This window comes from Flagellimonas flava, from assembly GCF_050617915.1.
In the GTDB taxonomy this organism is placed as follows: Bacteria; Bacteroidota; Bacteroidia; order Flavobacteriales; family Flavobacteriaceae; genus Flagellimonas; species Flagellimonas flava_A.
On the sequence record NZ_JBODQE010000259.1, the window covers coordinates 1 to 228 of the forward strand.

Annotated in this window: 1 protein-coding gene; it reads left to right on the plus strand. The window is 38.6% G+C overall.

Annotated features, from left to right (window positions below; translation table 11 throughout):
* Positions 1-228 (plus strand): DNA gyrase subunit A (locus tag ACRHOZ_RS21775; protein ID WP_431130533.1); only part of this gene is annotated, 228 nt, incomplete at both ends.

Consider the following 228-nt stretch of genomic DNA (forward strand, 5'->3'; position numbering starts at 1 on the left):
GGTTTATTGGTAAACGGAGCTTCAGGTATAGCCGTAGGTATGGCGACCAATATGCCACCTCATAATTTAACAGAAGTTGTAGATGGTACTATCGCTTATATAGATAACAATGCTATCGAGATTGATGAGCTTATGCAGTATGTTAAAGCTCCTGATTTTCCTACTGGTGGAATTATTTATGGTTATGATGGTGTAAAAGAAGCATTTCATTCTGGTCGTGGTCGTATC